This window comes from Frigoribacterium sp. Leaf186 (genome assembly GCF_001423905.1).
Lineage (GTDB): Bacteria > Actinomycetota > Actinomycetes > Actinomycetales > Microbacteriaceae > Frigoribacterium.
In genome coordinates, this window is sequence record NZ_LMPQ01000001.1 from 852457 (window position 1) to 866294 (window position 13838).

Annotated in this window: 11 protein-coding genes; 7 read left to right on the forward strand and 4 right to left on the reverse strand. The window is 69.0% G+C overall.

Annotation, left to right across the window (positions count from 1 at the left end; all coding sequences use genetic code 11):
• Positions 1–15: 15 nt before the first annotated feature.
• On the reverse strand, positions 16–2091 hold the full coding sequence (locus ASG05_RS03900) for a hypothetical protein (protein WP_056257508.1): 2076 nt from the start codon (positions 2089–2091) through the stop codon (positions 16–18).
• A 136-nt stretch (positions 2092–2227) separates the two neighbouring features.
• Positions 2228–3259, reverse strand: a complete 1032-nt coding sequence (locus ASG05_RS03905) for a glycosyltransferase family 2 protein (protein WP_056257510.1) — start codon at positions 3257–3259, stop codon at positions 2228–2230.
• Between the two features lie 98 nt (positions 3260–3357).
• Here ASG05_RS03905 and ASG05_RS03910 point away from each other — a divergent pair, with 98 nt between their 5' ends.
• The 7 genes from ASG05_RS03910 (at position 3358) to ASG05_RS03940 (ending at position 12271) form a co-directional block, all read left to right on the forward strand.
• Complete coding sequence (locus ASG05_RS03910) at positions 3358–5916, forward strand: glycosyltransferase (protein WP_056257513.1); 2559 nt, start codon at positions 3358–3360, stop codon at positions 5914–5916.
• A 72-nt stretch (positions 5917–5988) separates the two neighbouring features.
• Entirely contained in the window at positions 5989–6894 is a 906-nt protein-coding gene (locus ASG05_RS03915) for an ABC transporter permease (RefSeq protein WP_056257516.1), read from the forward strand.
• A gap of 26 nt (positions 6895–6920) precedes the next feature.
• Positions 6921–8159 (forward strand): ABC transporter ATP-binding protein, encoded by a 1239-nt coding sequence (locus tag ASG05_RS03920; RefSeq protein WP_056257519.1) that lies wholly within the window; start codon positions 6921–6923, stop codon positions 8157–8159.
• 2 nt (positions 8160–8161) lie between these two features.
• Positions 8162–9286 carry a glycosyltransferase family 1 protein gene (locus tag ASG05_RS03925; RefSeq protein ID WP_056257522.1) on the forward strand — a complete coding sequence of 375 codons (1125 nt, stop codon included), beginning with the start codon at positions 8162–8164 and terminating at the stop codon, positions 9284–9286.
• Positions 9283–10137, forward strand: a complete 855-nt coding sequence (locus tag ASG05_RS03930; RefSeq protein WP_082486444.1) for a glycosyltransferase family 2 protein — start codon at positions 9283–9285, stop codon at positions 10135–10137. The genes ASG05_RS03925 and ASG05_RS03930 overlap by 4 nt, the downstream gene beginning before the upstream one ends.
• A gap of 38 nt (positions 10138–10175) precedes the next feature.
• The gene (locus ASG05_RS03935) at positions 10176–11327 is read left to right on the forward strand and encodes a glycosyltransferase family 2 protein (protein WP_056257524.1); all 1152 of its coding nucleotides are present in this window, start codon (positions 10176–10178) and stop codon (positions 11325–11327) included.
• Between the two features lie 29 nt (positions 11328–11356).
• Positions 11357–12271 (forward strand): glycosyltransferase family 2 protein, encoded by a 915-nt coding sequence (locus ASG05_RS03940; RefSeq protein WP_157490042.1) that lies wholly within the window; start codon positions 11357–11359, stop codon positions 12269–12271.
• A 33-nt stretch (positions 12272–12304) separates the two neighbouring features.
• On the opposite strand, the gene rfbA is transcribed toward ASG05_RS03940, so the two are convergent.
• Positions 12305–13168: a glucose-1-phosphate thymidylyltransferase RfbA gene (gene rfbA, locus ASG05_RS03945; RefSeq protein WP_056257531.1), complete on the reverse strand. Its 864-nt coding sequence runs from the start codon at positions 13166–13168 to the stop codon at positions 12305–12307.
• Positions 13165–13782 carry a dTDP-4-dehydrorhamnose 3,5-epimerase family protein gene (locus tag ASG05_RS16535; protein WP_056258399.1) on the reverse strand — a complete coding sequence of 206 codons (618 nt, stop codon included), beginning with the start codon at positions 13780–13782 and terminating at the stop codon, positions 13165–13167. Before ASG05_RS16535 ends, rfbA begins: the two co-directional genes overlap by 4 nt.
• Between the last annotated feature and the right edge of the window lie 56 nt (positions 13783–13838).

The following is a 13838-nucleotide window of genomic DNA, read 5'->3' on the forward strand; positions in this document are numbered from 1 at the left end:
CGGTCTGCCGTCGTCCTACGGCACCACCACGGTACGGCAGGACAGGGTCTCGTTCTCCCCACCACCGGTGTCGAGCGCGTAGACGCAGACCTGGTGCGAGCCCGACGCCGCGGCGACGAGCGACTGGAACCCGTGGGACGCCCCGGCGGCGGGGTAGGCCCGGGCGACGTCCGACCTCGGCTGGTCGGCTCGGACGGCCGTCGCCCGTCCGTCCACGTAGACGTGGACGGACGTCGGCGACGTGGCGGTGTCGGGGTCGAAGGCCCAGCCGCGCAAGCGGATGCCCCCGGCCTCCGCCGTCATGTCGTCCACGCTGCCGAGCGGCTTCGCGTTGGTCGGGGGGACGACGACCGTCCGGCAGCCGAGCAGCGCGTTGGCGCCGGACCCCGCCCCGTTGATGCCGTACGCGCAGACCTGGTGCGACCCCGGGGCCGCGGTCCACGATCCCGAGAACCCGTGCGGGGCACCGTAGGCGGGGTAGACGCGGCCGATGTCGCTGCGGGGCTGATCCGCGGTGAGCGCGCGCCCCACGCCGTCGACGTACACGTGCGCGGGGACCGGAGCCGTGGTGTCTCCGTCGATGACCCAACCGGAGACGGAGACCCGGCCGGGAGCGACGGTGACCGTGTCGAGAGAACCCACGGGGTCGCCGCCGACGACACGGACGGAGTCGCACGACAGGGTGGTGTTGGCGCCCTTGCCCGTGTTGATGGCGTAGAGGCACACCTGGTGGACCCCCGGGGAGGCCGGGAGGGTGCGGGCGAAGCCGTGGGCCGATCCGAGCCCCGGGTAGGCACGGGCGACGTCCGGACGGTCGGCTTCCGCACGCAGGGGGTAGCCGACGCCGTCGACGTAGGCGTGGACCTGGATCGACGAGGGCGTCTCGGGGTCGAGCGCCCAGCCGCGCACGTTGACCCCCCCGGGGACGGCCAGCACCGCGTCGGCGGAGCCGACCGGCGAACCGGACCTGACGACGAGGTCCCGACAGGTCAGCTCCTTGGCCGAACCGGCGTCGACGCCGATGGCGTAGACGCAGACGCGCTGCGCGCCGGGTGCGGCGGCGATCGTGTAGTCGAAGCCGTGGGCGGCTCCCTTGCCGGGATACGCCGCGGCCACGTCGGGCCGGGACAGGTTCGCGTTGAGGGGCGTGCCGGCCGAGCCGACGTAGACGTGCACCTGGATCGACGCGGACGACGTGAGGTCGACCGCCCACCCGCGCAGCGACACGCTCTCGATGCCGGCGGTCAGGCTGTCCACCGAGCCGACCGGTCGCTGGTCGCCCGTGGGCGATCCGAACCACGAGTTGAAGTAGACCCAGAAGTTGCGGTTGCCGTAGGCGGAGCACCCGTCGCCCGTCCCGTTCAGGTTCGCGAGGGCTGCCGCGTTCGGGGTGTACGGGGTGTAGTAGTACAGGTTCGCCGTCGCCTGGTTGCGGATGAAGACGGTCTTCGAGCCGCAGGCGGCCGAGGGGTTGAACTGGACCGTGCGGTTGCCGCCCGGGGCGTACTGCTGGAAGTAGTTGCTCGTGCCGGCGGGGTTCGCGTAGCGCTTGAACTGCCACGCGGCACGGTAGATCTGGTTGTAGACGCCGGCGTAGGTCGGGTCACAACCGCCGTTCGCCGAGTCGGGGCAGGCGTAGCCCATGGCCCGCTCGACGCGTGCGTCCGACGGACCGCGCGCGGCCGAACCCGAGATGAGGCCCTGCTCCTTCTGGAGCGTGACGAGGAGGACCTGCGGGTTGATGCCACAGGCCGCCCCGACCTTGGCGATGATGCGCGCGACCGACTCGGACGAGGCGCCCTGGTAGGCCCCGCACATGGCGTCCGCACCCCGTGACGACGTGTCCGTCCGCTTCACGTTCATGCAGTTGCTGTTCGTGCACGATCCGATCTGCGCGTCGAGGAACTGCTGGATCTGCCCCTCGTTCATCGCCCCGCCGTTGAAGAAGACCTGGTCGGACACGATGTTGCCGGGGTCGAAGTCGGCCCCCGAGAGCGCCTGCGCCGGCTGGGCCCCGCCGGTCAGCCCCACGCCGACGAGGACGGTGGCGACCAGGGCCGCCGATGTGACGAGTGCGGTGATTCTTCTCACGAGGCGCCTCCCTGTGGCGTCGACGGGTCGTGACACGGTCGTGCACGGCCGTCGCCCCGGCGGTGACCCGGGACGTCGGCAGACCCCGGACGAGCCTAGGTCACGACATGACCGGAGGGGACCCCCTGCTCGAGGGTCACCGCGTCAGGACGGTCCGTTCGACCCGCCGCCGCGCGTCCGCCGGGACCGCGTCCCGTCGCCGGAGCGACACCGCGCGCAGGACGAGTCGGGGCAGATCCGGCAGGAGGCGCGCCCACTGCGATCGGGAGAGCTGGGACCGCCCGACGGGCGCGACGTCGGCCACGGCCCGGAGGGCCACGCGGGCGATCACGCGGAGGACCATCTCGAGCGACCCGTTGCGGAGCACGACGGCCAGGCGGTTCCGCATGCTCTGGTACTTGATGAAGGGACTCCCGCTGCTCGAACTGCCCGCGTGGCGGTGCACCGCGACGGCACCGGGCGCTGACCCGATCTCCCAGCCGGCGAGTCGGAGGCGCCACGAGACGTCCAGGTCCTCGTAGTACATGAAGAGCGACCCGTCGAAGCCACCGATCCGGTCGAGTGCCTCCCGTCTCACGAAGCACGCGCCTCCCGAGAACCCGAAGAGGGGCTGCGGCCACTCCGATCCGGACGTCACCGGTTCGAGCCAGCCCCGGTCGAAGCCGTTGCCCCAGCGGTCGACCGCGATGCCCTCGCCGTTCAGGAGGCGCACGCCCGTCGGCAGGACGCTCCTGACCCAGCCCCGACCGTCCAGCCCCGTGAGGGAGTCGGCGTGCGGACCCGAGGGGTCCGGGGCGAAGGACCCGTCGAGCTCGACCCGGGCCGCGACGGCCGCCGTGCCGGCGCCGGCGGACCCGAGCGCCTCGAGGCCGCGGGAGACGAAGTCGGGTGCGGCGACCGCGTCGTTGTTGAGCAGGACGACGACGTCACCCGACGACGCGTCGATGCCGGCCTGGACTCCCCCGGCGAAACCCGTGTTGCCGGACAGCGGCACGACGAGGACGTCGGGGAAGTCCCGCTCGTACGCCTCGACGTCGGCGGCGTCGGCCTCGTTGACGACGAGGACGACGTCGATCTCACCGGCGACGCACTGCGGGGCGAGGGAGCCGAGGCAACGGCGGGTCAGTTCGGGACGCTTCCAGTCGACGACGACGACGCTCGCTTTCACCAGGCCATCCTGACAGCCCGGAGCGCTGGTACCGACATGGTTATAGTTGGTGCTGCCCTCGGGCACCTCGACCGGCCGATCACTTGGGAGCACACGTCTTGACCGTCACCACCACCGGCACCGTCTCTGTCGTCATCATCAACTACCGAGGCACGGACGACACGCTCGAGTGCGTCGCGCAGCTCAACGAGGTCGACTGGCCGACGAAGCAGCTCGAGATCGTGGTGGTCGAGAACGGCTCCGGTGACGACAGCGAAGAGCGCCTCCGCGCCGCGCTGGGCGACCAGGAGAACGTCCGTCTCGTCGTGTCGGACGAGAACCTCGGCTTCACCGGCGGCAGCAACCTCGGTGCCCGGACGGCCACGGGTGACTTCGTCGCGTTCCTCAACAACGACGCGAAACCCCACCGCGACTGGATCCGCGAGGGCATCGCCGCGTTCTCGGCGAGCCCCCGCATCGGGGCCGTGGCCAGCAAGGTCCTCGACTGGGACGGCAAGGCCATCGACTTCGTCGAATCCGGGCTGTCCTGGTTCGGCATGGGCTACAAGAACCACACGAACGAGCAGGACGACGGTCGCTTCGACCAGCAGCGCGACCTCCTCTTCGGGACGGGTTCCGCACTCTTCGTGCGTCGTCCGCTCTTCCTCGACATCGGCGGCTTCGACGAGGACATGTTCATGTTCTACGACGACGTCGACCTCGGCTGGCGCCTCAACCTCTACGGCTACCGCGTCCGCTTCGCACCGGACTCGATCGTGTACCACAAGCACCACGGCTCGATGAAGAGCTTCGGCGAGCACCGCGAGATGTACCTGCTCGAGCGCAACGCGCTCCACATGCTCTACAAGAACCTGTCCGAGGACAGCCTCGGCACGCTCCTGCCGGCCGCGTTCGCCCTCCTGGCACGCCGTGCCGTCGCCAAGGGCAAGCTCGACTCCGAGTCGTACGACCTGCGGCGCTTCACCGGCGAAGCCGACGAACACGACGAGACCACCCCCGTCCACAAAGACACGGTCGCGGGCTTGTTCGCACTCGACCAGTTCGTCGCCGACCTGCCGAAGCTGAAGAAGCGTCGCGACGAGATCCAGTCGCGTCGGGTGAAGACCGACAAAGAGGTGTTCCGCCTCTTCGGCAACATCTTCCACCCCCTGTTCGGCGACGACTACTTCCTCGACGGCTTCACCAAGATCCAGGACGCCTTCGGGGTCAACCGCCCGATGATGCGCAAGCGCGTCCTCGTCATCACGGGTGACGCCCTCGGCGAGAAGATGGCCGGGCCGGGCATGCGGGCCTGGAAGATCTCCGAGGCCCTGTCCGAGCACAACGACGTCCGGCTCGTCACCTGGAACGTCGCGAACCGCGCCTCCGAGAACTTCGAGGTCGAGCGGGTCCGCCTCCAGGACGAGCGCGCGATGAAGGTCCACGAGGAGTGGGCCGACGTCATCTTCTTCCAGGGCTTCGCGTTGCGACACTTCCTGACGCTCCAGCGCTCCCACAAGGTGATGGTCGTCGACCTCTACGACCCGATGCACCTCGAGCAGCTCGAGCAGGGTCGCGAGATGGGTGACGCCGCCTGGCGCAACCAGGTGCTCGTCACGACCGAGGTCGTCAACGAACAGCTCCAGAGGGGCGACTACTTCCTCTGTGCCTCGGAGCGTCAGAGGCTCTTCTGGATGGGCCAACTGGCCGCCGTCGGCCGCATCAACCCCGACACCTACGCAGCCGACGAGAACCTGCGCGACCTGATCTCCATCGCGCCGTTCGGCATGGACAGCACTCCCCCGCAGCACACCCGCAAGGCGATCCGGGGCGTCGTCCCGGGCATCGGCGACGACGACAAGGTCGTCATCTGGGGTGGCGGCATCTACAACTGGTTCGACACCCCGACCCTCGTGCGCGCCATCGGCGTCCTGGCCGAGCGTCGACCGAACGTCCGCCTGTTCTTCCTCGGCGTGGCCCACCCGAACCCGGATGTCCCCGAGATGGCGATCGTCTCCAAGACGCGCGAGATCTCGGAGCAGCTCGGGCTGACGGGCAAGAACGTCTTCTTCAACGAGAACTGGGTCGCCCTCGACGACCGACAGAACTACCTGCTCGAGGCCGACGCCGGGGTCAGCACGCACTTCGACCACGTCGAGACCACGTTCTCGTTCCGCACGCGCATCCTGGACTACATGTGGGCCAACCTCCCCATCGTCACGACGAGGGGCGACAGCTTCGGCGACCTCGTCGCCGCCGAGGGGCTCGGCGTGGCTGTGACCGAACGCGACGTCGACGGCCTCGCGGACGCGCTCGAGTCCATGCTGTTCGACGACGACGCCATCGCGCTCGCCAAGGAGAACGTCGCACGCGTCGCGGCCGACTTCACGTGGGAGAAGGCCCTGGCCCCTCTCATCGAGTTCTGCCACGATCCGCACGTCGCACCCGACCGGGCGCACGTGACCGCCGAGGCGGGGCGTCACTCCGGAGGCGTCGTGATCCCGTCCATCGAGAAGTCCCCCGAGCAGCGGTTCCACGAGATCGCCAACAGCCGTCACGGCGTCCGACGGGACGTCCTGCTCGCCCGTCACTACCTCACCTCCGGCGGTGTCGGCGAGTTGCGCGGCAAGGTCGTCACGCGCCTCAACACGATGCGGGACAGCAAGAACGGGCGGTGACGGCCCCGGCCTCGCCCTCACCCCGAGTCGCCCGAGGTATAGTTTCCTGTTCTCCGACAAGCGAGGTAGGCCATGAGCAGCACAGTCACTGAGAGATTCGCGAGGCTTCGCGACGAGCCGATGGTCCCGGCAGGGCGGCCCGCCGGCGGCACCTGGGGCTCCGTCCGTGAGGTCTTCCAGCAGCGACAGCTGCTCGACCTGCTCATCCGACGCGACCTCAAGTCGCGGTACAAGGACAGCGCGCTCGGTTTCGCCTGGACGCTCATCAGGCCCCTCGTGCAGCTGGGCATCTACTGGCTGATCCTCGGGCAGATCCTCGGTTCGGCACGGGCCATCCCTGAGTTCGCCATCTACATCTTCGCCGGCCTGACCCTCTACGGCCTCTTCAGCGAGATCGTCTCGGGCGCCACCGGCTCGGTGGTCGCCAACGCCGGACTGCTGAAGAAGGTGTACGTCCCGCGAGAGATCTACCCGCTGTCGGCCGTCGGCGGCGCCCTGTTCAACTTCGCCATCCAGCTCGTCATCCTGCTCATCGCCACGCTCGCGTTCCGGTCCTTCCCGACGTTCGAGAACCTCGCGTTCTTCGTCCCGGCGACCCTCGTGATCCTCGTGTGGGGCACGGCCCTGGGCATCCTGTTGTCCGCGCTGAACGTCTACCTGCGGGACATGGCCTACCTGGTCGAGGTGCTGATGATGCTGCTCATGTGGGCATCCCCCATCGTCTACTCCTGGCAGATGGTGTTCTCGCGCGCCACCGGCGGCCCCTGGGAGTGGGTCCTCCCGATCTACACCAACAACCCCATCACGCTCGGCATCCTCGGTTTCCACCGGGCGTTCTGGACCGCCGGCGGCCCGGATCAGTACCCCGACCACCTCATGCTCCGCATGGGCATCGCGATCCTCGCCGGCCTCGTCGCCCTGTTCTTCTGCCAGCGGGTCTTCGCCCGCCTCCAGGGCAACTTCGCGCAGGAGATCTGAGTCGTGCACCGAGAAAGGCCCCTGTCATGACCACCGACAACATCCTCGCGGTCGACGACGTCGAATTCGCCGACGCCCCGACCGTCGTCAGCGTGAAGAACGTCTCGAAGCGCTTCGTCATCCGTCGAGACAACTCGTTGAAGGAGCGCATCGTGACGCTCGGCCGAGCCGGCCGTCGTCACAGCGAGGACTTCTGGGCGTTGAAGGACGTCACCCTCGACATCCCCGCCGGGACGACCATCGGCCTCCTGGGCCCCAACGGTTCGGGCAAGTCGACCCTCCTCAAGGTCATCGGCGGCATCCTCGAACCCACCACGGGTGAGGTCAGTCGTCGTGGCCGACTGGCGGCGCTCATCGAGCTCGGAGCCGGATTCCACCCCGACCTGACCGGGCGTGAGAACGTCTTCCTGAACGCCGCCATCCTCGGCATCACGCAAGAAGAGGCCGAGGCGAAGTTCGACGACATCCTGCTGTTCAGCGGCATCGGTGACTTCATCGACACGCAGGTGAAGTTCTACTCGTCGGGCATGTACGTCAGGCTCGCCTTCGCGGTGGCCATCCACACGGACCCCGACGTCCTCCTCGTCGACGAGGTCCTGGCCGTCGGAGACGAGCAGTTCCAGAAGAAGTGCCTCGACAAGATCCGCGAGTTCCAGCAAGAGGGGCGCACGATCGTCCTGGTCAGCCACTCCCTCGGCCAGGTCCAGGAGTTGTGCGACAGCGCCGTCGTCCTGCACCACGGCGAGGTCATGTTCCAGGGCTCCGCGCGCCACGCCGTCAAGAACTTCCGCGAGATCCTCGAGGGTCGTCGTGTCGCCGAGGCCGAGGCCGCCAACCCCGAGGCCGACGCCACGCCGGGGACCGTCGACAAGGTCGAGATCGCCGCACCCGGTCGTGCCCCCGGCGAAGAGCTGCGCCCCGGTGACGACCTGGTCATCCGCATGACGCTGTCGCACACCACTCCCCTCGAGGAGTGGCACTCGGGCTTCAAGATCGAGAACCAGCACGGTCACCTGGTGTACGGGACCGACAGCCGGAAGATAGGCCTGGTCCACCAGCCCCTCCACGGGACGACCGTGGTCGAGTACAGGCTCGACGACATCCAGTTCGGCGGCGGGCCCTACTTCATCCACTGCTTCCTGGCGTCGAAGACGGGTCAGCACATCGCGATCCTGCGTGAGGCCGCCCGCTTCGTCATGGTCGACGACGATCGTCATGCCGGCATGACCCGGGTGGCGACCGCCGGCCGCGAACTCGCCGTCTGACGGTGGTCACACTCCCCGTCCTGATCGACGCCACATCGATTCCGCGAGACCGCGGTGGTGTCGCGCGGTACATCTCGGGGTTGCTCACCGGGCTCGAGGACGAGGGCTACTCCGTCACCGTGATCGCCAAGGGTTCCGACCTCGGGTGGTTGTCCGACCGGGCACCCGGTCACGTGTACCGGGGTGCGCCTCGGCTCGTCGACCTCCGACCCGTGCGGCTGCTCTGGGAGCAGATCGCCCTACCCGGACACCTCCGTCGCAGCCGCGCCACCACGCTCCACAGCCCTCATTACACCTTCCCCCTCGTCGCGTCGAAGCGATGCGTGGTGACGCTGCACGATGCGACCTTCTTCAGCGACCCGCGGTCTCACGGTCGGCTCAAGCGGACCTTCTTCCGCCTGTGGACCGGCGCGGCGCGGCGCCTGTCCCGGGCGACGGTCACGCCGAGTGCCGCCACCGCCGACGAGGTCTCGCGATTCGTCCGGTCGGGCGTCCCCAACACGGTCGCCCACCTCGGCGTCGATCCTGACGTCTTCCGTCCGCCGACGGCCGACGCGATCTCGGCCTTCCGCCGCAGACACGGCATCGACGGCGAGACCTCGTGGATCGCGTTCCTCGGGACGGTCGAACCCCGCAAGAGCGTGGCCGCCCTCATCCGGGCTCATCGAGCGGCGTCGGCTCGGGAGTCCGACGTACCGCCGTTGTTGGTCTCGGGCTCGCTCGGGTGGGATGCCGAAGCGGTCCGCCTCCTCACCGAGGCCGGAGACCGGCCGGGGACGTCACTTCGCTACCTGGGCTACCTCGACCTCGACGAGCTCGCTGCGTTCCTCGGCGGGAGCAGCCTCGTGGTGTACCCGTCGATCGGCGAAGGATTCGGGCTCCCCGTGCTCGAGGCGATGTCGTGCGGCTCCGCGGTCCTCACGACCCCGCGCCTGGCCATCCCCGAGGTCGGGGGCGACGCCGTGGCCTACACGCAGCCGTTCGCCGACGCGATCGAGGAGGACCTGCTCGAGCTCCTCGCCGACGGCGACCGGCGAGACCGTCTGGCGCAGGACGCGGTGGTCCGTGCCGCCGACTTCACGTGGGCGGCCTGTGCCGCCGCACACCGAGGGGCCTGGTCACGATGAGCGACGACGACCGGCTCGCGATCGTCACCGTCACCTACAACTCGGGCCGCTACCTCGACGACTTCCTCGCGTCCACCCGCCAGGCCAGCGCGTCCGACGTTCCCGTCGTCGTGGTCGACAACGGTTCGTCGGACGAACGATCCCTCCGCGACGTCGCCGCGAGGTACGGTGCTCGGTTCGTGCCCATGGGCCGCAACGCCGGGTACGGCGCCGCGGTCAACCGGGCCGTCGCCGAACTCGCGGTCCGGCCCGACTGGGTCCTCGTGTCGAACCCGGACGTGGTCCTGTCGGCCGGCAGCCTCGACCGACTCCGAGCGACGGCCGAAGAGGACTCCGACACGGGTTCGGTCGGGCCTGCCGTCATCGAGACGGACGGCTCGATCTACCCGTCAGCTCGTCGCATCCCCTCGCTGCGAACGGGCCTCGGCCACGCCCTCTTCGCCAACCTCTGGCCGGACAACCCCTGGACGAAGCTGTACCACGCCGACGACCGCCCGCAGGTGCGTCGTTCCGTCGGCTGGTTGTCCGGTGCCTGCCTCCTCGTCCGAGGCGACGTCTTCACCCGACTCGGCGGCTTCGACGAGCGCTACTTCATGTACTTCGAGGACGTCGATCTCGGGTGGCGCATCGGGCGGGCCGGGTTGGCCAACGTCTACGACCCGGCGATCTCCGTCGTGCACGTCGGGGCCCACGCCACCAACGACTCGTCGCGTGAGATGCGACGTGCCCATCACCGGAGCGCTTACCTGTTCCTCTCCACCCGATACCACGGCTGGCACCTCCTCCCTCTACGACTCGTGTTGAGGGCGGGCTTGACCCTCCGCTCGATGCTGCCGTCCCGCGGCCTCTGACGTCGTCGACCCCAGCCGCGCAGAAAGGCACCACCACCATGACCCTCGCCGTCACGCTCATGATCCGCGACGAAGCGGACATCCTTCCCGAGTGGCTCGCATACCACGTCGCACAGGGTGTCGACGTCCTGATCGTCACGGACAACGGTTCGACCGACGGCACGACCGAGATCCTCGAGGCGTTCGCCGCCACCGCCGAGATCACGGTGGACCTCCGCCACGATCCCGTCCACCGGAAGCAGCAGAGTCCGGTCGTGACCGGGATGGCTCGAGATGCGTACCTCCTGCACCAGGCGGACTGGGTGATCAACGCCGACGCGGACGAGTTCCTCATCGCCAGGGACCGTGGGTTGACGTTGAGCGAGGTCTTCTCCCGACTCGACCCGGCGGTCCGCGCCTTCGTCGTCCCCGTCGTCAACATGGTCGGGCCCTTGGCGGAACGAGGTGGCGGCCTCGAGCGGCTCGTCTGGCGCGACGAGCGGTCCGCCGAGGACCTCGACACCATCGGGCTCATCTCCCATCCGAGCGGCAATGCGATCCACGTGGGCGACCCCGACGTCCGGGTCGTGCAGGGCAACCACCTGGTCACCCTCGCCCAGGGGGCCGTCCCGCCCGAAGAGCTCGCTCTCGAGGTCCTGCACTTCCCCTGGCGCTCCTGGTCGCAGTATTCGCACCGGGTCGACATCTCCGGGCGTGCCTACGAGGCGAACCCCGACGCCACTCCCAGCCCGGCACACCACGGAATGCGGGACTTCCGGCGCCTCCGTGACGGGTCCCTCAAGGCGTACTGGGCGCTCCGGGGCGTGACGCAGGCCGAGGCCGAGGCCGGACCGTTCCGTCACGACGACTCCCTGGCACGCCTGTTCTCGCAGGAGGACGCCTTCCCGACGGTGCCCGACGAACTGCTCTCTCCCGGCGAGGTCGAGGGGCTGCGCGGAGCCGGGCTCGGTCTCGTGCGCCGCGACGCCGCCCTGGCCCGCACGGAGGCCTCGCTCGCCGCCGCTGTCGAGAACGTCCGCCTCCTCGAGAACACCGTCGAGCACGTGACGGCACGATCGACCGCGCTCGAGGGGCTCGCCAACGACCGCGAGAGGACCGTCCAGGCCCTGTCGTCGCGGAAGGCCGTCCGGTGGGCCGACGCCGTGGGCACCCGCGCGAGGCGCCTCAGGACGGGCCTGCACCTCCGATGATCGGCGTCCTGCGGCCCCACGCGCGGCGCGTGGCTCGACGGTTGCGGGTCGAACCCGCCTACGACCGGGGCCTGGCGTTCGCCCGTCGCCTCACGGAACGACGGCGGGACCTCGCCTGGCGACGACTCGTGGGCGACGTCCTCACGAACGGCATCGTCGTGCCGACCTCCGGCGCCTGGGCCCGTCCCGGTGACCCCCGGGCCCAGATCGTCGTCTGCCTGTGGAACCGACCCCAGCGACTCGAGGCCGTGCTGGACATGCTCGACGGCCAGGACTGGCCTGCCGGGGCGCGGCTGATGCTGTGGAACAACAACCCCGACGATCGCGACCACTACGACCGGGTCCTGGCCGCACGGGCACTCGGGGACGGATGCCTCGCCAGCGTCGACATCCACCACAGCGAGGACAACCTCGGGGGTCTCGCCCGGTTCGTGGTCGCCCGGCTGGCGCGCAACGGCGGCTACGACGGACCGGTGATCATGCTCGACGACGACCAGGACGTGTCGCCGACCTTCGTCTCGGACCTCGCGAGGGACTACGCGCCCCGGTCGGTCGTGGCCTGGTGGGCCTTCGGACTCCACGGGTCGTACTGGAGGCGGGCCGAACTCCCCCCGGGGGCGACGGCCGACCACGCCGGGACGGGCGGGACGGTGTACGACTCCGCGCTCGTCGACGACGACCGGTTCTTCGCGGCGTTGCCCCGGAAGTACGCGTTCTTGGAGGACCAGTGGATGACCTTCATGGCCCGGCTGGCCGGCTGGCGCGTCGTGAAGGCCGACACGGCCATCTCGTTGGTCCTGGAGGAGAGCAACCAGTACCACGCGCTCAAGCCCCTCAAGGACGAGTTCTACCAGTACCAACTCGCACGAGGATCTCGCATCGTGGGCGCGGCGCGGCGACGCACCCCCTCGTGGAAGGAGGGGCGCATCACCGGTTCACGGTGACGCACCCCTCCGGTTCACGGTGGTGCCTCGGGTTCACGCCGAGAGGAGCGCCTTGAGGTAGATGCCGTATCCGCTCTTGGCGAGGGGGGCGGCCAGGGCCGCCAGGTGCTCGTCGTCGATCCAGCCGTTGCGCCAGGCGATCTCTTCGATGCACCCGATCTTGTGTCCCTGACGGTCCTCGATGACTCGCACGTACTCGGACGCCTGCATCATCGATTCGAAGGTGCCGGTGTCGAGCCAGGCCGTCCCGCGGTCGAGGACCTCGACCTGCAGTTCACCGGCCTGGAGGTAGCGCTCGTTGACCGTCGAGATCTCGAGTTCGCCCCGGTCGCTGGGCTCGATCGTCTTGGCGATCTCGACGACCTTGTTGTCGTAGAAGTACAGACCGGGCACGGCGTAGTTGCTCTTGGGCGCCGCGGGCTTCTCCTCGATGGAGATGGCCTTGAACGCCTCGTCGAACTCGACGACGCCGTAGGCCTTCGCATCGGCCACGTGGTACGCGAAGATCGTGGCACCGGCCACGTCCGCGTTCTTCTTCAGGCTCGTGCCCAGCCCCACGCCGTGGAAGATGTTGTCGCCCAAGACGAGCGCGACGCTGTCGTCGCCGATGAAGTCCTCGCCGATGACGAACGCCTGGGCCAACCCGTCAGGAGAAGGCTGGACCGCGTACTGGATGTCCATGCCGAGCTGTGAGCCGTCGCCGAGGAGGGCACGGAACTGCTCGTTGTACTCGGGCGTCGTGATGACCAGGACCTCGTTGATGCCCGCCATCATGAGGGTCGACAGGGGGTAGTAGACCATCGGCTTGTCGTAGATGGGCATGAGCTGCTTGGAGATGCCCTTGGTGATGGGCCAGAGGCGGGTGCCGGAACCGCCGGCGAGGATGATGCCCTTCATGCGTCGGTCGCTTTCGTGTCGAGGGTCGCGTAGTACGCCCGCATGTCGTCCCAGGTGGGCAGGAGGCCGGCGGCGGCGGCGTCGGACAGGCCGGGAGCATCGGTGTCCTTCGGAGACAGCAGAGCCGTTCCGGCCTCGGGCGGGAAGACCAGGCCGATCTCGGGGTCGAGCGGGTCGATGCCGTGCTCTTTGCCGGCGTCGAAGGTGTCGGTCACGAGGTAGCTCACCGTGGCCTCGTCCGTGAGGGCGACGAACGCGTGGCCGAGCCCCTCGGCCAGGTAGATGGCACGACGGTCGGTGCCGTCGAGGAGCACGGAGTCCCACTGACCGAACGTCGGCGAACCGACCCGGATGTCGACGACGTAGTCGAGGACCGCGCCGTGCGTGGCGGTGACGTACTTGGCCTGGCCGCGGGGCACGTCGGCGAAGTGGATGCCCCGGACCACCCCACGCTTCGACACGGACGTGTTCGCCTGGCGGAGGTCGATCGGGTGGCCGACGACGTCCGCCAGCTTGTCGAACCGGTACCACTCGAGGAACACCCCCCGGTCGTCACCGAACTGCTTCGGCGTGATCTCGTAGCTGTCAGGGATCTTCAGTTCGCGGATCTGCACCTCGGAAGAGTACCAAGCCCTCGGCCCGAGGTCCGCCCGCGGCACGGGGTCGGATC